Source organism: Deinococcus radiotolerans, from assembly GCF_014647435.1.
GTDB classification, from domain to species: Bacteria; Deinococcota; Deinococci; order Deinococcales; family Deinococcaceae; genus Deinococcus; species Deinococcus radiotolerans.
Map to the genome: position 1 here is coordinate 127,891 of NZ_BMPE01000006.1, position 20,808 is coordinate 148,698.

The window sequence follows — 20,808 nt, forward strand, 5'->3', positions numbered from 1 at the left end:
GTCTGTTCCATGGACAACCCGGGACGTCACCGGGTTGCCCACTCCACGCCCGGAGTCCAGCCGACTCCTTCTCGCATCCGCTCGGATGGCCCGGTCGGTGCCGCCCGGACCATCGGAGACGCCATGACCATCCTCGACCTCTTCCGCCTGGACGGCCGCCACGCCCTGATCACCGGGGGCGCGCAGGGCATCGGCTTCGAGATCGCCCGGGGCCTCGCGCAGGCCGGGGCGCGCGTCACCATCGCTGACCTGAACCCCGATGTGGGCCAGACTGCCGCCGCGACCCTGGACGGGCAATTCGAGGTGCTGAACGTCACCGACGCCGCCGCCGTCGCCGCCCTGGCCCGGAAGCTCCCGGACGTGGACATCCTCGTGAACAACGCCGGGATCGTCCGCAACACCCCCGCCGAGGACACCCCGGACGACGACTGGCGCAGCGTGATCGACGTGAACCTGAATGGCGTGTACTGGTGCTGCCGGGAATTCGGCCGGACCATGCTCGAACGCGGCCGGGGCAGCGTCGTGTCCACCGCCAGCATGAGCGGCCTGATCAGCAACCACCCGCAGCCGCAGGCGGCGTACAACGCCAGCAAGGCCGCCGTGATCCACCTCACCCGCTCCCTGGCGGGCGAGTGGGCGCCGCGCGGCGTGCGCGTGAACTGCGTCGCGCCCGGCTACACCGCCACGCCCCTCACCAAGCGCGGCCTGGAGACCCCCGAATGGCGCGAGACGTGGCTGAAGGAGACCCCGATGGGCCGCCTCGCGGAACCCGCCGAAATCGCCCCGGCCGTGCTGTATCTCGCGTCCGACGCCGCCAGCTTCGTCACCGGGCACGCGCTGGTCGTCGACGGCGGCTACACCTGCTGGTAACCCCTCGCGGGGAGCGGCCGAGGGCCGAAGAGTTTGAAGTCCCACGCTCCCTTCGATCCCATTCAAGGAGTGACATGATCCTGAGTTCCAGAACGTCCGTCCTGACCGGCCCGCGCCAGCTGAACTGGACGTCACGCGAGGTGCCCGCGCCCGGCGCGCGGGAGGTGCGGGTGCGGGTCACGCGGATCGGCGTGTGCGGCAGCGACGTGCACTACTACACGCACGGGCGGATCGGGCCCTTCGTGGTGGACGGCCCTCTGGTGCTGGGCCACGAGGTGAGCGGCGTGGTGGACGCTGTGGGCGCGGGCGTGACCCGCGTGAAACCCGGCGACCGCGTGGCACTGGAACCCGGCGTACCGTGCCGCCACTGCGCGTACTGCCGCAGCGGGGCGTACAACCTCTGCCCGGACATGACGTTCATGGCCACGCCCCCGGTGGACGGCGCGCTGACCGAGTACGTGCTGTGGCCCGACGACTTCGTGTACCCGGTGCCGGACAGCGTCAGCGACGACGTGGCGGCGCTGCTGGAACCGCTGGCGGTGGGCCTGTGGGCCGCCCGCAAGGGCGACGTGCGCCCCGGTCACGCGGTGGCGGTGCTGGGCGCCGGGCCGGTGGGCTGCACGACTGTCATGGCGGTCCGGGCGGCGGGCGCGACCACGATCATCGCGGTGGATCTGGAGGACTTCCGGCTGGATCTGGCCCGCGAGGTCGGGGCTACCCATACCATCAACGCGCGGAGTGTGGATGCGCTGGCCGCCATCCGCGAGCTGTGCGCCGCGCGCGACGGCCTGCCCCTGTCGCACGCGGGCGTGGACGTCGCCTTCGAGACCGCCGGGAGCCTCGCCACCACGCGCCTGACCCTGGCCGCGCCGAAACCGGGCGGCGTGGCCGTGCTGGTGGGCCTCCCGCCCGACCCGGAGGTGAGCCTGGACATCGTGAGCGCCGCGAGCCGCGAGGTGACGTTGCGCGGCGTGTTCCGCTACGCGAACTGCTACCCGGCCGCCGTGGAACTCGCCGCGAGTGGCCGCGTGAACTTGGACGCGCTCGTCACGCACCGCTTCCCGTTCGCGCAGACGCCCGACGCGTTCGCGTTCGCCGACCGCGAGAAGCGCACGTCCATGAAGGTCATGATCGATGTCCGCTGAACCGGCGCGGGACCTCCTGATCGGCGTGGATGTCGGCACGTACTCCAGCAAGGGAGTCCTCACGACGCTGGACGGGCAGATCGTGGCGCAGCAAGTCGTGCCGCACGGCATCTCGGTGCCCCGGCACGGGCACGTGGAACAGGACGCGGACGCGGTGTGGTGGGCGGACGTGATCACGATCCTGCGGGAACTGCTGCGTGAACCCGGCACCGCCGGGCGCGTGGCGGGCGTGGCGTGCAGCGCCATCGGCCCCACGCTGCTGCCCCTGGACGCGGAGGGGCGGCCGCTGCGCCCCGGCATCCTGTACGGCGTGGACACCCGCGCGCAGGTGCAGATTGACGCGCTGAACGCCGAACTGGGCGAGGCGGCGATCCTCGCGCACAGCGACATGGCCCTGACGAGTCAGGCGACCGGCCCGAAGATCCGCTGGCTGCGCGAACACGAACTGGAGGTCTGGGCGCAGGCACGCACCCTGACCAGTGCCGGCAGTTACCTCGTGTTCCGCCTGACCGGCGAGCACGTCATCGACCACCACACCGGCGCTCACGTCATGCCGCTGTACGACCCGCGCACCCGCACCTGGACGGACCGGTTCGCGGCGTCCGTGCTGGGCGACCGGGGCCTGGAGGTGCTGCCCCGCCTCGCCTGGAGTGACGAGCGGGCCGGGCAGGTCACGGCAGCGGCCGCCGCTGAAACCGGCCTGCGGCCCGGCACGCCCGTCGCGGTGGGTACCGTGGACGCCCTGGCCGAGGGCCTCAGCGTGGGCGCCGCGCGGCCTGGCGACCTGATGGTCATGTACGGGTCGTCCACCTTCTTCATCCTCACGCAGGAGAGTCCCACCCCGGACCCGCGCGTGTGGTCGGTGGGGGGCGCGTTTGCGGGGCAGGTGAACCTCGCGGCGGGCATGAGCACCACCGGCAGCCTCACCCGCTGGATCGTGGACGAATTCGCCCGCGAGCAGGACACTGCCGCCGCCTACGACACGCTGTTCACGCAGGCGGCGGCCCTGCCGCCCGGCGCGGACGGCCTGCTGATGCTCCCGTACTTCAGCGGCGAGCGCACGCCCATCAACGACCCGCAGGCGCGCGGCGTGGTGGCGGGCCTGACGCTCTCGCACACCCGCGCGCACCTGTTCCGCGCGGCGCTGGAGGGCGTGGGCTTCGGCATCCGCCACAACCTCGACGCGCTGCGCGACCTGGGCGCGGACGTGCGGCGCGTCATCGCGGTGGGCGGCGGCACGAAGGGCGGCACGTGGCTCCAGATCGTCTCGGACATCACCGGGCAGGTGCAGGAGGTGCCGCAGGTGACCGTCGGCGCCAGCTACGGGGACGCGTTCCTGGCCGGGCTGGCCGCCGGGGCGCTGACCCGCGCCGATCTGGACCGCTGGGTGCAGCCCGGCCCGCCCGTCACGCCGGATGCGGCCACCCGCGCCGAGTACGACCGCCTGTACGGCCTCTACCGCGCGCTGTACCCAGCCACCCGCGACATCGTCCACGCGCTGTAATACGGACTCCGGTTGAAAGGTTTGCAAAAACTTTCAACCCGAGCGAACTCGTAGAGCTGCGCAGCAGAGCGAGCAGGAGAGAAACGGGTTCCGTGCATGGAGTTGGCAACCCGGTGTCCTTCCGGGTTGTTAACGAAACAGACGGAATCCGTATGACAGAAGACCGCGACCGCCACGTTCAGGGCGGTCGCGGTTCCGTGCGGGTTTACTTCAGGGTCAGGCTGGTCAGGATCGCGCGGCCTTCCTCGATCTGCTCGGCGGTGGTGCCGCTGGGCTGCACGAGGGTCGCGGTGAACAGACGGTTGTTCTTCACGGTGAACACCTGCGTCCAGCGGACCATGCCGTCGTCCCCGTCGCCCAGGTACGTCCAGAGGATCGCGGGCGTGCTGCCCAGCTTGATGGTCTTCTCACCCAGCATCTTGAACTTGGGCACGTCCTTGCTCAGCTGCGACGCGAACAGGTCCCGGAAGTCCGCCAGGGTGGCCTTCAGTTTGGGGTCCACGTCCTGCACCTGCACGGTCACGGTGGGCCGGACAGTGCCCGTGTCGCGGTTAATGAACGCCACGTCCGCGCCAGGCACATTCTTGAGGGGCAGCCACCCGGCGGGCACGCGAATCGAGTAGCCCGCGCTGCTGTTCGCGGTGACGGCCTCCACCGTACGCCCGGTCTGCGCGGGCGCCGCTGCGGGGGTGGCAGTGGTGCCCTGCGCGAGGGCGGGGGTAAGGCTCAGGGCCGCGAGGAGCAGGGGAGCAAGCAGGGTGGCGCGCTTCATGAGCGTCAGGGTAGAGCCTGAAGGTGAGCCGAGTCTGACTGGAGCGGGCGTGTGAATGCTGGCTGTCCGCCTTCCAGATGCAGATGATGCGTGAGACCCGCCGGGGCGTCCTGGTCACGGTGCGCGACGATCAGGACGTGCGTGCCCGCGCGGGCCAGCCCGGGCAGCAGCGCCAGGAACGCGGCGCGCGCGTGGGCATCCAGGAAGTCCAAGCCCTCGTCGAGAATCAGCAGGCGCGGGCGGTGCGCGACCGCGCGGGCCAGCAGCAGGCGCCGCAGCTGCCCCTGCGACAGTGAATCGGCATTGCGGTCCAGCAGCTCCCTCAGGGCGAGGTGTGCCGCCAGGGCCTCCACCGCCCCCTCCTGCTCGGGTGTCAGGTCCGGGCTGAAGCCCTCCGCGCCACTCCAGGCGCTGCCGATCACCTCGCGGCCCGTCCAGTCCCGCCGCTGCCGGATGCCCAGCTCCGCGCTGACCAGCCCGATCTGCGCGCGGCGTTCGGTCAGCAGGTCACGTCCCAGGAACGGCCGCTGGACGCGCCCGCCCAGCGCGGGGTGCAGCTCCCCGGCGATCAATCGCGCCAGGGTACTCTTGCCGCTGCCGTTCTCCCCGGTCACCAGCCAATGCTCCCCCGCGCGCCACGTCCAGCGGACCGGTCCCAGCGCCCGGTGCCCGTCCCGGTACACGACCGCGTCCTGCACGTCCACCAGCACCTCCCCGCCACCCGACGATCCCGGCAGCATCAGGGCAGGGGAGGGGGCAGGTCCGTCCGGCGCGGCCTCGGTCACCACGCCACCCTCCACCCTTAGGGTCCGCCAGGGCAGCGCCGGGGCCTCCTCAGGGCGGTGCGTGGCGAGCACCACCGCCACCCCCGACGCGTGCACCCGCGCGATCAGCGCGCCTAGCTCCGCGCGGGCCTGCGGGCTCAGGCCGTCCGTGAACTCGTCCAGCAGCAGCAGCTCTGGCGCGGGCATCAGCGCCGCGCCCAGCATCACCCGCCGCCGCTGCCCGTGACTCAGCGTCCGCACGTCCCGGCCCAGCAGCGCCCCCAGCCCGGTCAAGGCCGCGACCTCCGCCACGCGCGCCTGCGCCCCCGGTGTCGCCTCCCAGAGGTTCAACCGCTCGCCGGACAGTGCCGCCAGGAGTACGTCCTGCACGGTCTGCACCCACTCGCGCGTCAGGTAGAACGCCTCGGCGTCCGGGCCCACCAGCCGCAGCGACCGCCGCGCCCGCACCGCCGACCGCTGCACCTCGCCCCCCAGCCCGTATGCCCGCTCGCCACGCACCGGGGCGACCTCGCCCGCCAGGAGGCGCAGCAGCGTCGTCTTCCCGCCCCCGTTCGGTCCCCACAGGCGCAGCGCCGCGCCGCGCGGCACGTCCAGCGTCACGCCGCGCAGGCGCGTGTCCCCACCCGCGATCACGTCCACGTTCCTCAGGGCCACCAGCGGCGCACTCATCCCCGCGAGTCTAGCGGCGCGTCGCCCTGCGGGCTGGGGAGGCGTCTACGCGATCCGGCAGACGCCAGCGGGACGGGGCGCGTGCTCTGCTGCGCCCATGCCCCGCACCCTGCACCTGATCAAGCACGGCAAGCCACAGTTCCAGACGGGCGTCCCGGCGCACGAGTGGCCGCTGGCCCCGGACGCCCTGACGGGTCTCCCCGCGCTGGCCGACCGGCTGGACCCGAGCCCGGACGTGATCGTGTGCTCGCTGGAACCCAAGGCGCACGCGACGGCGCAGGCGCTGGCCGGGTACCTGGGTGTCCCGCTGCGGCCCATGCACGGCCTGCACGAGCAGCTGCGGTACGCGGCCCGCTTTCACGCCGACCCGGCGGACTTCCAAGCGGAGTACCGGGCGTTCTTCGCGCAGCCGGACCGGCTGGTGGTCGGCGAGGAGACCGCGCGGGATGCCGGCACCCGCTTCTCGAACGCCGTGAATGCCGTCATGGCCGCCAACCCGCAGCCCACCGTGGCGGTCGTGGCGCACGGGACGGTCATCAGCCTGCTCGTGGCTGCCCGGCGCGGCGTGGACCCGTACCCGCTGTGGCGGGAGCTGCCCCTGCTGGGGGTGCTCAGCGTGCCGTGGGAACCCGGCGTGATGGGGGCGCGTACTGCTCCGTAAAGGGAGGCACTTTCATGGGTTTCACTATTTTCGTCATGGTCCTGCTGCTGCTGGTGATCATCACGCTGTTCGCCGGGGTCAAGAGCGTGCCGCAGGGCAGCGAGTGGACGCAGGAACGCTTCGGGAAGTTCCAGCGGACGCTCAAGCCGGGGCTGAACATCATCATTCCGTACATCGACCGCATCGGGCGCCGCGTGAACATGATGGAACAGGTGCTCGACGTGCCCAGTCAGGAGGTCATCACCAAGGACAACGCCCTGGTCACCGTGGACGGCGTGGTGTTCTACCAGGTGCTCGACGCCGCCAAGGCCAGCTACGAGGTCAGCAACCTGAACCAGGCGATCCTGAACCTCACCATGACGAACATCCGCACCGTGATGGGCAGCATGGACCTCGACGAACTCCTCTCGAACCGCGACCAGATCAACGCCCGCCTGCTGACCGTCGTGGACGAGGCCACCGAGCCGTGGGGCGTCAAAGCCACGCGCATCGAGGTGAAGGACATCAAACCGCCGGCCGATCTGGTTGCCAGCATGGCCCGCCAGATGAAGGCCGAACGTGAGAAACGCGCCAACATCCTCGACGCCGAGGGCTTCCGGCAGGCTGCGATCCTGAAGGCCGAGGGCGAGAAGCAGGCCGAGATCCTCTCCGCCGAGGGGCGCCGGCAGGCGGCGTTCCTGGAGGCTGAGGCCCGCGAACGCGCCGCGCAGGCCGAAGCCGAGGCGACCCGGCTGGTCAGTGACGCGATCGCCGCCGGGAACGTGCAGGCCATCAACTACTTCGTCGCGCAGCGGTACGTGGATGCCTTGAAGGACATCGCCAGCGCCCCCAACCAGAAGACCCTGATCCTGCCGCTGGAGGCCACGAGCATCCTGGGCAGCCTGCAGGGCGTCGCGGAGATCGCCCGGGACGCCTTCGGACGCAAGGGCTAGCGCCGTGGACTGGCTGCCCACCCTGGAACGCGTGCAGTCCTGGCACTGGTGGGTGCTGGGCGCGCTGCTGCTGATCCTGGAAGTCGCTGCGCCCGGTATCTTCTTCGTGTGGCTGGCCCTTGCGGCCTTCGCGCTGGGCCTGCTGGTGTTCGTCCTGCCGGTCCTGCCCGTCGCGGTGCAGCTGCTGCTGTTCGCCGCGCTGAGCGTCGCGGCGGTCACGCTGGGCCGCCGGTACGTCACGCGCCTGCTGCCCGACTCGCCCGAGGCGGGCCGCGTGAACCGGGGCGCGCATCGGCTGGTGGGGCAAACCGTCACGGTCGTCACGCCTATCGTGAACGGCATCGGCCGCGTGCGGGTGGGCGACAGCGAGTGGCGCGCCACCGGCCCGGACACCCCACAGGGGGCGCGGGTCGTGATCGTCGCCGCGGACGGCCCCACCCTGCACGTCCGCGAGGTCAACGGCACTTGGACCTGACGGACCCCACGAAGAGGCGGCCCCAGGGTGTATCCGGGGCCGCCTCTTCTGCCGTGGTCACCCGCGCCGGGTGGGGTACAGCCAGGGACGCAGCAGGCGCGACAGCCACGGCAGCACCGGCCAGTTCAGAAACAGCGTGGACAGCGACGCGGTCGCCAGCGTGGCCGCCCACGCGGGCCACTCGCCGGTCACGGGGCGCAGCAGCGTGGCGAACAGCATGATCAGCGGGTACACGCCCACGATGCCCACGATCACGTTCTTCCACAGCGGCGGGGCGGGCAGGCGCGCGGGCCGGTCGAACCACGCCTCCAGGCCCTGCGCCTCGCGGTACTCGACCTCGTCGGCGGTGAAGTCGTCCAGCTGCGCCAGCGCCTCGCGGTACGCGGGCGTGGCCCGCCACGCCTCCAGCGCCTGCGGCGACGCGAACCGCACCAGCGTCACGTACTCCGCGACCGGACCGTTCGTGTCCCGCAGGACGTGCAGACCCACGAAGCCCGGCTGGGTGGCCTGCACCGCGTGCAGGCGCCGCGCCCACGCCTCGTACGCCTCCAGTTTCGACAGGCGGACGCGTTCGGTGACGACCAGGGTGATGCCCGTGGCCTGGGGCGGAACAGTGGAGGAGGGGGAAGCAGCGTCGGACATCAGCCCCGCAGTCTACCCGATAGGCGGCCTGGAGCCACCGGGGCCACGTGGGCAATACTGAGGGTCCCCCCGGTCCGCCCCCTCTACTGACGGAGGTCCACCGCATGCGCATCCGCCCTGCCCACCTGCCCCTGCTGGCCCTGAGCACCCTGAGTGCCGCGCACGCCGCGACGTTCGACGTATACACCTTCACGCCTCCGAGCGGCTGGACGCAGACGACCGCGAAGGGCGTCACGCGCGTCAGCCGCAACGCGGGCGGCCAGTACTGCCTCTTCGACCTGTACCCCGCCACAAAGGGCAGCGGGAACGTGAAACAGGACTTCCGCAGCGAGTGGAACACCCTGGTCGTGAAGCCCTTCGGTCCCGACGACGCGCCCGAGGAGGAAAGCGGCGACCCAGTCGGCGGCTGGCAGTCCCACCTGGGCGGCGCATCCTTCGCGTATGAGGGCGGCACCAGCCTGGCGGTCCTGGCGACCTTCAGCGCGGCCGGGCAGGCGGCGAGCGTCCTGATGCTCGGCAACGACGAGAAATGCCTGGAGCAGTTCGACGCGTTCCTGACCACCCTGCGCCTGAAGGCCCCCGCCGCCCAGACCACAGCCGCGCCCACTCCACCGAAACCCGCCCCGGCCCCCGCGACGGGCGCGCTGAACACCGCGCCGCTGAAGAGCAGTTTCAAGTTCGACACGACCACCTTCGACGACGGCTGGGTGGCCGTCGTGCAGAAGGACTGGGTGCTCGCCCGGCGCGGCACCACCACCGTCCGCCTCCATTACCCCAGTGGCCCCAGCTACAACCCGGACTCCGACGCTGAACTGCGCGCCGCCTGGAACACCCTCGTCGCGCCCCGCTACCGCGACCTCCAGGGCTACGCGCAGAACTTCGACACCCTGAACTTCGAACGGCCCTACCTCGCCAGCGGGACCGCCACCAGCCTGGAGACCGGGGCGCGGGTGTACGTGGCGCTGTTCCGGCAGGCCGAGAGCGGCTGGATCGAGATCGTCACCCCCGACCGCGACACCTTCCTGAAGGACTTCAAACTGGATCCCGCCCAGTTCTACGGCGTGGACGACGCCCTCCTGCGGCCCCTGCGGAACCTGCGCGGCCTGAACCGCTTCGCCGTCGCCGCCAGCGACCTCACCGGCACCTGGAGCAGCAACGCCGGCGGGTACACGCAGTGGGTGAACGCCTTCACCGGCCTCAGCGCCGGCGCCACCGGCTTCTCCAGCAACGAGACCTTCGAGTTCACCGGGAACGGCACGTACCGCTGGAGCCTCGCCATGGCCAGCGGCGTCGTCGGCGCGCAGACATTCAGCGGCGCCAAATCCAGCGGCAAGCACGCCATGAAGGGCAACTGGCAGATCAGCTTCAGCGACATTGAGGGCAAACCCCGCGTGTACAACGCCTACTTCGAGGCCGGACGCGGCGGGCAGCGCATCCTCTGGATGCAGTCCGTCGGCAGCTACAGCGCCTACGTCAAGGTGAAATAGCCGTTCAATCCAGCATCCGGCGGTGGTAATCCACCTGCCCCAGGTGCCCGTACAGGTGAATCAGGAAGTACCGGGTGGTCATGCCCTCCGGGAAGCCCGGCAGTTGCCGCGCGCTCACATCATCCAATCGCGCCTCGTCCAGGCCGTCCAGGGCCGCCACCACCCGCGCCGACACCTCCCGCAATCCTGCGATCAATTCCGCGCGGGGCACGTCCCGCCGCGCGAACTCCGCCTCCCGGTCCCGCACAAACGCTGCGCCGCCCAGGTCCGCGCCGACGAACTGCGACAGGTTCCCGATCAGGTGCAGCGCCAGCGTCCCCGCCGGATTCACGATGTCCCCCCGCACCCGCCACACCGACGCGTCATCCGGGTACGCCTCCAACTCCGCGCTCAGCTTCTGGATGTCCCGCACGAACAGCTCCCGCAGCTCAGGCCACATGAGCGCAGCTTACCGGGTCACGCCCTGCGGACGGCTCGGAGGAGCAGGCGTTCCACCTCCGCCTGGGTGTCTGCGGTCCAGGCCGTCAACGCGTAGGCCGTGGCCCACATCGCCCCGTCGTCCAGGTGGGCCGCGTCACTGAACCCCAGCGTGCCGTAGCGGGTCTTGAACTTCGCGGCCGCCTGATAGAAGCACACGACCTTGCCGTCCAGCGCGTACGCGGGCATGCCATACCACAGGCGCGGGGTCAGGTCGGGGGCCACCTCGCGGATCAGGGCGTGCAATTGCCGGGCCAGGGCCTGCTCGGGTTCGGGCAGTTCCGTGATGCGGGCCAGGACCTCCGCGTCACCGTCGGCGGCGGAGCTGGCCTTGCGGGAGGCGCGCACCTCACGGGCACGGTCCTTCATGGCGGCGCGCTCCTCGGCGCTGAAGGCGTTGTCGTCCGGCTGGGCCTTACGGTCAGGTCTGGCAGGCATGCCGCACAGTAATGGACTGCGAAGAGGGGGTCGAGCTTACCGGGGTGGGAGGAGCAGCTTCCCCTCCAGCGGGGTGCTGAGAACGATGCTGGTGTCGCAGGTGAAGCCCATGTTGATCAGTTCGGTCAGCATGTTCTCCAGCGCGCCGACGTCGGGGACAGCGACTTTCAGGATGCAGGAGTTGTCCCCGGTGACGCTGTGGCATTCCAGCACGCCGTCGTGCCTGGTGGCCCAGCGGACCAGGGTGGGGTCGTTGCGTCCCGAATCCTGCACGCCGATGAAGGCGGTGATGGTGCGCCCGAGCGGCTTGCTGGCGACGCGGATGCCGTAGCCGAGGATCACGCCGGCGTCCTCAAGGCGGCGGACACGTTCGGTGACGGCGGGGGCGCTCAGGCCGACGCGGCGGCCGAGTTCGCGCATGCTCAGGCGGGAGTCCGTCTGGAGTTCCTGAAGAATGCGGTGGTCGAGGGGGTCGAGGTGGCCGCCGGACTGTCTCATCCCAGTCAGCTTAGCATTTGGAAGGTAGGGGGTGGCGTTTGCGAGCTTCGTGTGCGGCGAGCCCCGTGCACCTGACAGGCGACGCGCATTCCAATCCGGCCTGCACAGCGCGGAGAATAAAGGTGCACTCAATCAGAGTCTCACCCGTTCACGCCGCACCCCCGGAGGTTCCCTCATGCCGATTCACCCGCAGGCCACCCTTCGCAGCCAGATGATGCTGCCCCGCAACCACCGCGCCGACAAGTGGGCCAACGTGCCCGACGAGCAGTGGTACGACTGGAAATGGCAGCTGAAAAACCGCATCAACAGCGTCGCCGAACTTGAGGAAGTCCTCACTCTGACCGACAGTGAACGCAAGGGCGCCAGCGCGGAGGGCATCTTCCGCCTGGACATCACGCCGTACTTCGCCAGCCTCATGGACCGCGATGACCCCACCTGCCCCGTCAGGCGTCAGGTGATTCCCACCGAGGAAGAACTCCAGCCGTTCACGAGCATGATGGAAGACAGCCTGGCGGAGGACAAGCACAGTCCCGTTCCCGGTCTGGTGCACCGCTACCCGGACCGTGTGCTGATGCTCGTTACCACGCAGTGCGCCAGCTACTGCCGCTACTGCACCCGCAGCCGCATCGTGGGCGACCCCACCGAGACCTTCAACCCCGCCGAGTACGAGCAGCAGCTGAACTACCTGCGCAACACCCCCCAGGTGCGCGACGTGCTGCTGTCCGGCGGTGACCCCCTGACGCTGGCCCCGAAAGTCCTGGGCCGCCTGCTGGCCGAACTGCGCAAGATCGAGCACATCGAGATCATCCGCATCGGCACCCGCGTCCCCGTGTTCATGCCCATGCGCGTCACGCAGGAACTCTGCGACGTCCTTGCCGAGAACCACCCGGTGTGGATGAACATCCACGTCAACCACCCCAAGGAAATCACCCCGGAAGTCGCCGACGCCTGCGACCGCCTCACCCGCGCCGGCGTGCCCCTGGGCAACCAGAGCGTGCTGCTGCGCGGCGTGAACGACCACCCCGTCATCATGCAGAAACTCGTGCGCGAACTCGTCAAGATCCGCGTGCGTCCCTACTACATTTACCAGTGCGACCTCGTCCACGGTGCCGGGCACCTGCGTACCACCGTTAGCAAGGGCCTGGAAATCATGGAAAGCCTGCGCGGCCACACCAGCGGCTACTCGGTCCCCACCTACGTCGTGGACGCCCCCGGCGGCGGCGGCAAGATCCCCGTCGCGCCCAACTACGTCTTGTCGCACAGCCCCGAGAAGCTCATCCTGCGCAACTTCGAAGGCTACATCGCCGCGTACAGCGAACCCACCGACTACACCGGCCCCGACATGCTCGTCCCCCAGGACTGGCAGCGCAAGGAACCCGGCCAGAGCGGCATCTTCGGCCTGATGGAAGGCGAACGCATCAGCATTGAGCCCAAGGAATTCGCCGAATCCCGCCACCGCCCCGGCGCCACCCAGCACCGCCTGAACAGCCGAGAAGACAAATGGGCGGCCCACGGCATCGGCGCGCAGGCCACCGACACCGCCCCCGACGGCATGATCGAAACGCCCCAGCCCGTCCTGAGCGAACCCCAGACCATCAGCGGCGACTGAGTTCCGGCGGCGTCTCATCCAGAGCAGCCTGACGGTCCAGGCGCGCGATTCTGGACGGGGCGCCGCCCGCGAGGTGACTGGTGAGGTCACCTTCCGACCAGCCGAAGCTTCAATCCATCCAGGAGAATGCCACCATGACGACCCTTGCTAAACCCCGTCAGCCTGAACTGAAAACCGCCCTGCCCGGCCCGAAGACCGCTTCGATCATGGAGCGCGACAGCCAGCACCTCTCGACGTCTTACATGCGTCCGTATCCGTTCGTGCCGGATCACGGTGAGGGCGTGTGGCTGACGGACGTGGACGGCAACACCATGCTGGATTTCTTCGCGGGGATCGCGGTGAGCACGACCGGGCACGCGCATCCGCATGTGGTGCAGGCGGTGCAGGACCAGATCACGAAGTTCACGCACGTGTGCCTGACGGATTACCCGCAGGAGATCACGACCAGCCTCGCCGAGCGTCTGGTGAAGCACGTGGAGAAGCCGGGCGAGAAGTGGCGCGTGTTCTTCAGTAACAGCGGCGCTGAGGCGGTCGAGGCGGCCGTGAAACTGGCGCGCAATCACACGGGCCGTCAGCACATCATCTCGACGATGGGCAGCTTCCACGGGCGCACGTACGGCGCGATCACGCTGACGGGCAGCAAGACGAAGTACAAGCGAGGCTTCGGCCCGCTGCTGCCCGCCGTGTCACACGTGCCGTACCCGAATCCGTTCCGTCCGCCGCTGGGCAGCACGGCCGAGACGTGCGGTCAGGCGGTACTGGAGCACATCGAAAGCCTGTTCGTGGGCATCCTGCCCGCCGATGAGGTCGCGGCCATCATCGTGGAACCCATGCAGGGCGAGGGCGGGTACATCGTGCCCCCGGCGGACTTCCTGCCGGGCCTGCGGGCGCTGTGCGACAAGTACGGCATCATGCTGATCTTCGATGAGGTGCAGGCCGGGATGGGCCGCACTGGGAAGATGTTCAGCTTCCAGCATTTCGACGTGCAGCCGGACATCATCACGTCCGCCAAGGGCATCGCGTCGGGCATGCCGCTGGGGGCGCTGCTCGCCAAGGAGAGCGTCATGACGTGGCCGGTCGGGTCGCACGGCAGCACGTACGGCGGGAACCCCGTGGCGGCGGCGGCGGCGCACTCGACGCTGGACCTGCTGGAAGGCAAGGTGCAGCACCCGGGCTGCGGCGCGAACCTGATGGACAATGCCGCGCAGGTGGGCGAGTACATCATGGCGGAGCTGAAGAAAATGCAGGCCGAATTCCCGTTCCTGGGGGACGTACGCGGGCGCGGCCTGTTCATTGGTCTGGAGTTCGTGAAGCCGGACGGCAGCCCGGACGGGGCGCTGCGCGACCGCGCGAGCATGGCGATGTTCGAGCGTGGCCTGTTGAACCTCGACTGCGGTGAAGCGGTGATCCGCATCAGCCCGCCGCTGATCCTGACCCGCGAGGAGGCCGCGACGGGCCTGGAGATCATGCGCGAGACGCTGCGCACCCTGAAGTAAGGGGAGGCTCGTAGGGCGGGACGCCAGAGATCTCTGGCGTCCCGCTCTGCTCTCTTACGGATTGGTATCGTCTGTGCCTGACAGGCAGCCGACAAGAGAAAGGGGAGGCCAGACTGGGCCTCCCTCTCTCATGCTGTGCGGTTGGATTACAGGCGCTTCATGATGGCCTGGAGGCTGGCGCTGTCGGCCCAGGCCATGCCCTTCTCGACGTACATGCGGGCGGTGGTCTTGTCACCGCGCTGCAGCGCGAGGTAGGCGAGTTTGGCGGCGCTCAGGGAGGCCCACTGCTTTTCCTGGTCGGTCAGGTCGCCCAGGCGGGTCCAGGCGTTGTACGCGTTGATCCACCACTGGGTCTTGGTGTACAGCTGCGCCAGGTAGGCGTTGTAGTCGCGGTTGCCGGCTTCCATGCTGGCGGCGTAGTACGCGTGGTCCACGGCGGCCTTCCAGAGCGTGCGGTCGTAGAAGGGCACGGGGTAGGCCACGTCAGCCTGCACGGCGTATTCCTGAGCTTTCGCGAAGTTCTCGCTGGGGCTCATCATTGCCGGGGCGTTGGTGGGGGCCGCGACGGTGGTGGTCGTCGTGGTCGTCTCGGTGGTGGTCGTGGAGGTGTCCTGCGCAGCGGCCAGGCCGGTGAGCGCGAACGCGGTCAGCATGAGAATCTTCTTCATAACAGTTCGCATCTTAGGCTCTACCCTGAGGCTCGTCCACGCCACGATCAGCACCGTAAAGGGTGTGTAAAGGAGCCTAATCCAACATGAGAAATACCCACGCTTTGACTGCGGTCTTCCTGATGACATTGACCACTTTTCCCGCTGCTGGCGCTCAGAGCGCCCCCTCACCTGCCCCTCAGTTCGCCGCGCCGAAGGTGGACGTGTTCAAGGAACTGCGCGTCATTTCCGGCGTGACCATCTCCCCGAACGGGGATCTCACGTTCGTGGGGTCCGACGCGAAAATTCACCGGACCGACGCGAGCGGCAGCGAGAAGTGGAACTACACGGTCGGTGACATCGGCCGCGCCTACCCCATCATCACGCCGCAGGGCGTGACGATCGCCGCCTCCTACGACGACACCGTGTACGCCCTGGACCCCGCCGGGAAGCTCCTGTGGAAGCAGAAGCTGGACGGGGACATCTACGCTACGCCCGCCCTGCGCGTGGACGGCAGCGTGATCGTCGCCACCGCCGGGGGCAGCGTGCACGCCCTGAGCAGCGCCGGGAAGACCCTATGGACCTTCAAGGTCGGCTCGCCCGTGTTCAGCAGCCCCGCCATCGGCCCGGACGGCACCATCTACTTCGGCGCGCAGAACAACCTCATGCACGCCCTGACCCCCGACGGGAAACTCAAGTGGACGTACGCGGCGGGCTCACTGGTGTTCAGCTCCCCAGCGGTCGGCCCGGACGGCAGCGTGTACTTCGGCAGCAGTGACCGCCGCATTCACGCCGTCACGCCGGACGGCAAGCCCAAATGGACGCTCCTGACCGGCCTGTTCGTGAATGCCAGTCCCATCATCACGAGTGGCGGGCTGGTCGTGGTGGGCAGCTACGACGGCAGCGTATACGCCGTGAACACCACGGGCGAGGCCGAATGGACGTACCGCGCGGGCGCCGGCATTGCTGGGAGCGCCGCGGAACTCAGTGACGGTACGGTGCTCGTGCCGGACCTCAGCGGCACGGTGCACGCCATCGGGAAGGCGGGGCAGTCCCTGTGGCAGCTGAAGACCGGGAAGAAGATCGATACCGGCCTGAGCGTCAGCGATCAGGGCAGCGCGTACTTCGTGACGGACGGCGGCGGCCTGAACATCCTCCTCAAGGGACGCCCCCTGGCCGTGGGGCCCTGGACGAGCTTCCACGGCGCGCCCAACCCCGTGGGGCGCGTCCCCACGCCCGTGGAACTTCAGGCGCAGACGCAGGCCCGCCGCGCCGCCGCGAGTGCGGTCATCGCAGCCCTGAAACCCAGCACGCCCGCCTCAACTGCGCCGGCGCAGCCGGCCCGGCCGCCCGTCACCACGCAACCGGCCCAGCCGACCCGCCCGGCGCAGCCCAGTCAACCCGCACAGCCCACCCAGCCGACTCAACCGGCCCAGCCCAGTCAGCCCGCTCAACCCAGTCAGGCCGCGCAGCCGGTCACGCCGGCGCTGACGCCCGCCCAGTACGCGGCGGCGGCCGCGCAGAAGGCCCGCGTGGCCGACGGGCAGCTGTACCTCCCGCTGACCGAGGCGGCCGCCGCCCTGGGCCTGAACGTTCAGAACGTCACCGTGAGAACCGCGACGCTCCGCGTGCAGGGGCAGCTCGTGCCGGTCACGGTGCGCGCCTTCGACCGCGCGGCGTTCGTGCCGCTCGCGGCCCTGACGGACCTACCGGGCGCGCAGGCCAGCCTGACCCGCACGCCCAGCCGCGGCGTGACCGTGACCCTGAACGGCCGCTCCACACTGTTCCCGGTGAACGTGGCGCGCCTGCTGAGCCTGGAGTCTGCGCTGGAGTTCGCCCGCAGCGACCGCTGAGCCAGGGCTGAAGTGCAGGGGATTCGCCCGCTGCCGCCAAGCGGCGTGCGGGTCCCCTGCGGTGCCGGTGGTGGCTCCGTGGAAGGGCCGGGCAGAGGGAGTGGTCGCTGTTAGCCCAGACGGCCGCTGGTGATGGCCGACATGAAAAAAACCCGCCGATTGTCGGCGGGTTTCCTGTGGTGGAGTCGAGGGGGATCGAACCCCTGACCTCGTCATTGCGAACGACGCGCTCTCCCAGCTGAGCTACGACCCCATGAGGCGAGAGGGAATCTAGCACGCGCCAGACGGGCGTGCAAGGGGGCCGCTGCGTGCGCGGGTGGTCAGGTGGCATGGACACGGTCACCTTACGGCCGGGCGTGAAGGTTTACACTCGCCAACATGAGTGCGCCCGCCACGCCCGCCCCCGCAGACACGCAGCAAGACCGCTTCAGTTACAAGTTCGGCCAGGAAGGCATCACCTTCGACGACGTGCTGCTCCAGCCCCGCCACTCGCAGGTGCTGCCGCACGAGGTGGACCTGGGCGCGCAGCTCACCCGCCGCGTCCGCCTGAACATTCCCTTCGTGTCCGCCGCGATGGACACCGTCACCGAGACGAACATGGCCGTCGCCATGGCCCGCGAGGGCGGCATCGGCGTGATCCACAAGAACATGGCCATCGACGCGCAGGCCGAGATGGTCCGCAAGGTCAAGCGCAGCGAGAGCGGCATGATCGTCGACCCGATCACCCTCCCGCCGCACGCCACCGTCGGCGAGGCCGACCGCATGATGGGCGAGTACCGCATCAGCGGCGTGCCCATCACCGACCCGCAGGGCAAACTGCTGGGCATCATCACCAACCGCGACATGCGCTTCGTGGACGACCTGAGCACCCCCGTGCGCGACGTCATGACCAGCCGCGACCTCGTGACCGTCCCGGTGGGCACCACGCTGGAGGAAGCGCAGGAGATCTTCAAACGCCACCGCATCGAGAAGCTGCTGGTCGTCGAGGGTGACCTGCTGCGCGGCCTGATCACCATCAAGGACCTCACCAAGCGCGTCAAGTACCCCCGCGCCGCGAAGGACAGCATGGGCCGCCTGCGGGTCGCTGCCGCGATCGGCGTGGGCGCCGACCTGATGGACCGTGCGGGCGCGCTGGTGCAGGCGGGCGCAGACGTACTCGTGCTGGACAGCGCGCACGGGCACAGCCAGGGCATCCTGACCGCCCTGAGCCGCGTCAAGGAAACCTTCGACGTGGACGTCATCGCCGGGAACGTCGCCACCCGCGCCGGGGCGCGCGACCTGATCCTCGCGGGGGCGGACGCCGTGAAGGTCGGCATCGGGCCGGGCAGCATCTGCACCACCCGCGTCGTGACCGGCGTGGGCGTCCCCCAGATCACCGCGATCTTCGAGGCCAGCAGCGCTGCGCTGGAAGCCGGGATTCCCATCATCGCGGACGGCGGCATCAAGCAGACCGGCGACGTGCCCAAGGCCATCGCGGCGGGCGCGAGCGTCGTCATGATGGGCAGCATGCTCGCCGGTACCGACGAGGCCCCCGGCGAGAGCATCCTGCGCGACGGCCGCCGCTACAAGAGCTACCGCGGCATGGGGTCCCTGGGCGCCATGGACCAGGGCAGCGCCGACCGCTACTTCCAGAGCGGCAGCCGCAAGTTCGTCCCCGAAGGCATCGAGGGCATCGTGGCGTACAAGGGCACCGCCGGGGAGGTCATCTACCAGTTCGTGGGCGGCCTGCGCTCCTCCATGGGCTACTGCGGTGCGCCCGACCTGGGTACGCTGCGCGACACGGCGCAGTTCGTGCGCATCACCGGCGCCAGCCTGGTCGAGAGTCACCCGCACGGCGTGACGATCACCAAGGAAGCGCCCAATTACGGCGGGCGCTGATCGGCAGCAGTAACCCGTGAGTACCTCTGTCAACGAGTTGGAGCAATTGATCTGCCAGGAATGGCACGGTCAATTGCTCCAGCAAACGGGTAATCCGGCAGTGCTGAACAGAGTGACATTGGATTTTCTGGAGCGTGTGGGGCTCCCTGAAAAGGCAACCGATGGAGCGATGTTCAACATGGCTTTCCTGCCAGCTGATCAGTTTCAGAGTGTGGTGGACGCTGTAGATCGTGGCACGGTGATCGGCACTGTTGATCACGAACACCCGCTGGTGGTTCGTGAAAGCGACGGCTTCGTCTTCATAGCTGAGAAGTCGCCATGGTTTTTCCTCAACTCCTCACTCACGGCGCTTCTTGGTTGTGTGGCGATGTATCATCGTGAATTCATCCTCAATCCTGAAGACGCTGGTGAACCCGACGGTGGGGATGACGCTGATGGCATTGGAACTCCAGTAACCCGAGCCAGAGCACAACGGCTGCGCGAGAGACTGGAGCACTTGGATGCCGACGCTCTGAACCCCGCTCTGGGCGATGCGGATGGAGTGACCTACTGGGGCTTCATCGTGGAGGAGATAGAAGCGGGAATTATCTGAACCTCGTCCCAGCTGACAGACTGTCATCATGTCCGGGGCGTAAGGTGGACGGTATGAAGCGCCTGCTCACCGCCCCCCGCGAACCCGTGAACGCCCTGACCCACTGGGGCGGCGCGCTCGCCGCGCTAATCGTGCTGGGGCCGCTGCTGAGCTGGGCGCACTCACGCGGGCTGGTGCTGTGGCCGTTCGTGGTGTTCAGCGTCAGCATGGTCGCCCTGTACGCCGCCAGCGCCAGCTACCACTCCTTCCGCCCCACCGAGCGGGGGCTGCTGTGGCTGCGCAAACTCGACCACGCGGGCATCTTCCTGCTCATCGCAGGCAGCTACACGCCCATCGCGTACTACGGTCTGGACGGCGTGTGGCGCGACGCCGTGCTGTGGCTGGTGTGGGGCATCGCCCTGAGCGGGATCGTCCTGAAGCTCGTCACCATGCGCCTGCCCCGCTGGATCAGCACCGCGCTGTACCTGGGGATGGGCTGGCTGGCCGTGCTGTTCATGCCGAAATTCATCCATACCCTCAGCCCCGGCGCGCTGTTCTGGCTCGCGGCGGGCGGCGTGCTGTACTCCATCGGGGCCGTCATCTACGGCACGAAACGCTGGAATCCGCGCCCAGGTGTGTTCGGCTTCCACGAGATCTGGCACCTGTTCGTGCTGGGCGGCACCGGCGCGCACGTCGCCATGATGTTCCACCTGCGCTGAGGGCACAGCAGACGGGGCCGGAGGTGCACCTTGCTCCCTCCGGCCCCAGTCCTTGTCCCGGGTGCTTACACGAAGTTCAGGACCCAGTTGCGCACGCTGCTGATCAGACCGTTGATCTGCCCGCCGAACAGGTAGATGAACACCATGACGATCACGAAGCTGAACGGCTGCGCCTCGAACTGCGCGAGGCTGCGGCCCAGCGAGGGGAACAGCGCGCCCAGGATGCGGCTGCCGTCCAGCAGCGGAATCGGGATCAGGTTGAACACGGCCAGCACCACGTTGATGCTCAGAACCGTCATCAGGATCGTGGCGGCCAGCGCGGACGCCGCGGCGAACTTCAGCAGCAGCACGCACACCAGCGCGATCAGGAGGTTGCTGATCGGGCCTGCGGCCGCCGTCCACATGGTGCCCCAGCGGCCCAGGTTGTTCGGGTTGATGGGTACAGGGCGTGCGAAGCCGAAACCCACCAGCAGCAGCAGCAGCGTCCCGAACGGATCAAGGTGCTTGATGGGGTTCAGCGTGACCCGCCCGTAGCGGCGCGGCGTGGGATCACCCAGCCGGTCCGCGGTCCAGGCGTGCGCGAACTCATGGAAGGCGAGCGACAGCACCAGCGCCGCCGCGATGATCACGAACGCCAGCGGATCGCTGGACAGCAGAGACAGGAGGCCCATAGTTGCATC

At 69.1% G+C, this 20,808-nt stretch carries 21 protein-coding genes and 1 tRNA gene; 13 read left to right on the top strand and 9 right to left on the bottom strand.

All coding sequences use genetic code 11. The features are described 5' to 3' along the window. Positions 1 to 123: 123 nt before the first annotated feature. The 3 genes from IEY63_RS12270 (at position 124) to IEY63_RS12280 (ending at position 3,519) form a co-directional block, all read left to right on the top strand. Entirely contained in the window at positions 124 to 870 is a 747-nt protein-coding gene (locus IEY63_RS12270; protein WP_189069297.1) for an SDR family NAD(P)-dependent oxidoreductase, read from the top strand. A gap of 74 nt (positions 871 to 944) precedes the next feature. After that, positions 945 to 2,015 (top strand): NAD(P)-dependent alcohol dehydrogenase, encoded by a 1,071-nt coding sequence (locus IEY63_RS12275; RefSeq protein WP_189069298.1) that lies wholly within the window; start codon positions 945 to 947, stop codon positions 2,013 to 2,015. Next, positions 2,005 to 3,519 (top strand): FGGY-family carbohydrate kinase, encoded by a 1,515-nt coding sequence (locus tag IEY63_RS12280; RefSeq protein ID WP_189069299.1) that lies wholly within the window; start codon positions 2,005 to 2,007, stop codon positions 3,517 to 3,519. Before IEY63_RS12275 ends, IEY63_RS12280 begins: the two co-directional genes overlap by 11 nt. A gap of 205 nt (positions 3,520 to 3,724) precedes the next feature. Here IEY63_RS12280 and IEY63_RS12285 read toward each other — a convergent pair whose 3' ends face one another. Together IEY63_RS12285 and IEY63_RS12290 are read right to left on the bottom strand one after the other, a co-directional pair. Continuing rightward, positions 3,725 to 4,291 (bottom strand): DcrB/PsbP domain-containing protein, encoded by a 567-nt coding sequence (locus tag IEY63_RS12285; protein ID WP_189069300.1) that lies wholly within the window; start codon positions 4,289 to 4,291, stop codon positions 3,725 to 3,727. A gap of 5 nt (positions 4,292 to 4,296) precedes the next feature. Further along, positions 4,297 to 5,745 (bottom strand): ATP-binding cassette domain-containing protein, encoded by a 1,449-nt coding sequence (locus tag IEY63_RS12290; RefSeq protein WP_189069301.1) that lies wholly within the window; start codon positions 5,743 to 5,745, stop codon positions 4,297 to 4,299. Positions 5,746 to 5,842: 97 nt separating this feature from the next. Between IEY63_RS12290 and IEY63_RS12295 the strand changes: the two genes are divergently transcribed. The 3 genes from IEY63_RS12295 to IEY63_RS12305 are packed head-to-tail and all read left to right on the top strand — an operon-like array spanning position 5,843 to position 7,813. Continuing rightward, positions 5,843 to 6,406, top strand: a complete 564-nt coding sequence (locus IEY63_RS12295; protein WP_189069302.1) for a histidine phosphatase family protein — start codon at positions 5,843 to 5,845, stop codon at positions 6,404 to 6,406. A 14-nt stretch (positions 6,407 to 6,420) separates the two neighbouring features. Further along, on the top strand, positions 6,421 to 7,338 hold the full coding sequence (locus IEY63_RS12300) for an SPFH domain-containing protein (RefSeq protein WP_046843079.1): 918 nt from the start codon (positions 6,421 to 6,423) through the stop codon (positions 7,336 to 7,338). Between the two features lie 4 nt (positions 7,339 to 7,342). After that, the gene (locus IEY63_RS12305) at positions 7,343 to 7,813 is read left to right on the top strand and encodes an NfeD family protein (protein WP_189069303.1); all 471 of its coding nucleotides are present in this window, start codon (positions 7,343 to 7,345) and stop codon (positions 7,811 to 7,813) included. 57 nt (positions 7,814 to 7,870) lie between these two features. Here the strand turns inward: IEY63_RS12305 and IEY63_RS12310 are convergent, their stop codons facing one another. Then, positions 7,871 to 8,455 (bottom strand): antibiotic biosynthesis monooxygenase, encoded by a 585-nt coding sequence (locus IEY63_RS12310; RefSeq protein WP_189069304.1) that lies wholly within the window; start codon positions 8,453 to 8,455, stop codon positions 7,871 to 7,873. A 104-nt stretch (positions 8,456 to 8,559) separates the two neighbouring features. Between IEY63_RS12310 and IEY63_RS12315 the strand changes: the two genes are divergently transcribed. Further along, positions 8,560 to 9,942, top strand: a complete 1,383-nt coding sequence (locus tag IEY63_RS12315; protein WP_189069305.1) for a hypothetical protein — start codon at positions 8,560 to 8,562, stop codon at positions 9,940 to 9,942. A gap of 4 nt (positions 9,943 to 9,946) precedes the next feature. On the opposite strand, the gene IEY63_RS12320 is transcribed toward IEY63_RS12315, so the two are convergent. Genes IEY63_RS12320 through IEY63_RS12330 form a run of 3 tightly spaced genes read right to left on the bottom strand, consistent with a single transcriptional unit; the run spans position 9,947 to position 11,355 of the window. After that, positions 9,947 to 10,381, bottom strand: coding sequence for a DinB family protein (locus IEY63_RS12320; RefSeq protein ID WP_189069306.1), 435 nt, complete (start codon positions 10,379 to 10,381; stop codon positions 9,947 to 9,949). Between the two features lie 17 nt (positions 10,382 to 10,398). Next, positions 10,399 to 10,857, bottom strand: coding sequence for an iron chaperone (locus IEY63_RS12325; RefSeq protein ID WP_189069307.1), 459 nt, complete (start codon positions 10,855 to 10,857; stop codon positions 10,399 to 10,401). A gap of 36 nt (positions 10,858 to 10,893) precedes the next feature. Then, positions 10,894 to 11,355 carry an Lrp/AsnC family transcriptional regulator gene (locus IEY63_RS12330; RefSeq protein ID WP_058975685.1) on the bottom strand — a complete coding sequence of 154 codons (462 nt, stop codon included), beginning with the start codon at positions 11,353 to 11,355 and terminating at the stop codon, positions 10,894 to 10,896. 175 nt (positions 11,356 to 11,530) lie between these two features. Here IEY63_RS12330 and kamA point away from each other — a divergent pair, with 175 nt between their 5' ends. Beyond that, positions 11,531 to 12,964, top strand: coding sequence for a lysine 2,3-aminomutase (kamA, locus tag IEY63_RS12335; RefSeq protein WP_189069308.1), 1,434 nt, complete (start codon positions 11,531 to 11,533; stop codon positions 12,962 to 12,964). A gap of 134 nt (positions 12,965 to 13,098) precedes the next feature. After that, on the top strand, positions 13,099 to 14,460 hold the full coding sequence (locus IEY63_RS12340) for an acetyl ornithine aminotransferase family protein (protein WP_189069309.1): 1,362 nt from the start codon (positions 13,099 to 13,101) through the stop codon (positions 14,458 to 14,460). Positions 14,461 to 14,606: 146 nt separating this feature from the next. On the opposite strand, the gene IEY63_RS12345 is transcribed toward IEY63_RS12340, so the two are convergent. Next, entirely contained in the window at positions 14,607 to 15,128 is a 522-nt protein-coding gene (locus IEY63_RS12345) for a hypothetical protein (RefSeq protein ID WP_229784682.1), read from the bottom strand. A 122-nt stretch (positions 15,129 to 15,250) separates the two neighbouring features. Between IEY63_RS12345 and IEY63_RS12350 the strand changes: the two genes are divergently transcribed. Beyond that, positions 15,251 to 16,960 (top strand): outer membrane protein assembly factor BamB family protein, encoded by a 1,710-nt coding sequence (locus IEY63_RS12350; protein ID WP_189069311.1) that lies wholly within the window; start codon positions 15,251 to 15,253, stop codon positions 16,958 to 16,960. Positions 16,961 to 17,137: 177 nt separating this feature from the next. Here the strand turns inward: IEY63_RS12350 and IEY63_RS12355 are convergent. Beyond that, positions 17,138 to 17,213, bottom strand: a tRNA-Ala gene (locus tag IEY63_RS12355). 125 nt (positions 17,214 to 17,338) lie between these two features. Here IEY63_RS12355 and guaB point away from each other — a divergent pair. The 3 genes from guaB to trhA are packed head-to-tail and all read left to right on the top strand — an operon-like array spanning position 17,339 to position 20,128. Beyond that, complete coding sequence (gene guaB, locus IEY63_RS12360) at positions 17,339 to 18,838, top strand: IMP dehydrogenase (protein WP_189069312.1); 1,500 nt, start codon at positions 17,339 to 17,341, stop codon at positions 18,836 to 18,838. A gap of 16 nt (positions 18,839 to 18,854) precedes the next feature. Continuing rightward, positions 18,855 to 19,430, top strand: coding sequence for an SUKH-4 family immunity protein (locus IEY63_RS12365; protein ID WP_189069313.1), 576 nt, complete (start codon positions 18,855 to 18,857; stop codon positions 19,428 to 19,430). 53 nt (positions 19,431 to 19,483) lie between these two features. Beyond that, complete coding sequence (trhA, locus tag IEY63_RS12370) at positions 19,484 to 20,128, top strand: PAQR family membrane homeostasis protein TrhA (RefSeq protein ID WP_189069314.1); 645 nt, start codon at positions 19,484 to 19,486, stop codon at positions 20,126 to 20,128. A gap of 65 nt (positions 20,129 to 20,193) precedes the next feature. On the opposite strand, the gene IEY63_RS12375 is transcribed toward trhA, so the two are convergent. Beyond that, a complete protein-coding gene (locus IEY63_RS12375) occupies positions 20,194 to 20,799 on the bottom strand; it encodes a site-2 protease family protein (protein WP_189069315.1) in 606 nt (201 codons plus the stop codon). Between the last annotated feature and the right edge of the window lie 9 nt (positions 20,800 to 20,808).

Coding starts and splice junctions, on each gene's coding strand:
- IEY63_RS12270 (WP_189069297.1), top strand. CDS start 124: ATGACCATCCTCGACCTCTTCCGCCTGGACGGCCGCCACGCCCTGATC.
- IEY63_RS12275 (WP_189069298.1), top strand. CDS start 945: ATGATCCTGAGTTCCAGAACGTCCGTCCTGACCGGCCCGCGCCAGCTG.
- IEY63_RS12280 (WP_189069299.1), top strand. CDS start 2,005: ATGTCCGCTGAACCGGCGCGGGACCTCCTGATCGGCGTGGATGTCGGC.
- IEY63_RS12285 (WP_189069300.1), bottom strand. CDS start 4,291: ATGAAGCGCGCCACCCTGCTTGCTCCCCTGCTCCTCGCGGCCCTGAGC.
- IEY63_RS12290 (WP_189069301.1), bottom strand. CDS start 5,745: ATGAGTGCGCCGCTGGTGGCCCTGAGGAACGTGGACGTGATCGCGGGT.
- IEY63_RS12295 (WP_189069302.1), top strand. CDS start 5,843: ATGCCCCGCACCCTGCACCTGATCAAGCACGGCAAGCCACAGTTCCAG.
- IEY63_RS12300 (WP_046843079.1), top strand. CDS start 6,421: ATGGGTTTCACTATTTTCGTCATGGTCCTGCTGCTGCTGGTGATCATC.
- IEY63_RS12310 (WP_189069304.1), bottom strand. CDS start 8,455: ATGTCCGACGCTGCTTCCCCCTCCTCCACTGTTCCGCCCCAGGCCACG.
- IEY63_RS12315 (WP_189069305.1), top strand. CDS start 8,560: ATGCGCATCCGCCCTGCCCACCTGCCCCTGCTGGCCCTGAGCACCCTG.
- IEY63_RS12320 (WP_189069306.1), bottom strand. CDS start 10,381: ATGTGGCCTGAGCTGCGGGAGCTGTTCGTGCGGGACATCCAGAAGCTG.
- IEY63_RS12325 (WP_189069307.1), bottom strand. CDS start 10,857: ATGCCTGCCAGACCTGACCGTAAGGCCCAGCCGGACGACAACGCCTTC.
- IEY63_RS12330 (WP_058975685.1), bottom strand. CDS start 11,355: ATGAGACAGTCCGGCGGCCACCTCGACCCCCTCGACCACCGCATTCTT.
- kamA (WP_189069308.1), top strand. CDS start 11,531: ATGCCGATTCACCCGCAGGCCACCCTTCGCAGCCAGATGATGCTGCCC.
- IEY63_RS12340 (WP_189069309.1), top strand. CDS start 13,099: ATGACGACCCTTGCTAAACCCCGTCAGCCTGAACTGAAAACCGCCCTG.
- IEY63_RS12345 (WP_229784682.1), bottom strand. CDS start 15,128: ATGAAGAAGATTCTCATGCTGACCGCGTTCGCGCTCACCGGCCTGGCC.
- IEY63_RS12350 (WP_189069311.1), top strand. CDS start 15,251: ATGACATTGACCACTTTTCCCGCTGCTGGCGCTCAGAGCGCCCCCTCA.
- guaB (WP_189069312.1), top strand. CDS start 17,339: ATGAGTGCGCCCGCCACGCCCGCCCCCGCAGACACGCAGCAAGACCGC.
- trhA (WP_189069314.1), top strand. CDS start 19,484: ATGAAGCGCCTGCTCACCGCCCCCCGCGAACCCGTGAACGCCCTGACC.
- IEY63_RS12375 (WP_189069315.1), bottom strand. CDS start 20,799: ATGGGCCTCCTGTCTCTGCTGTCCAGCGATCCGCTGGCGTTCGTGATC.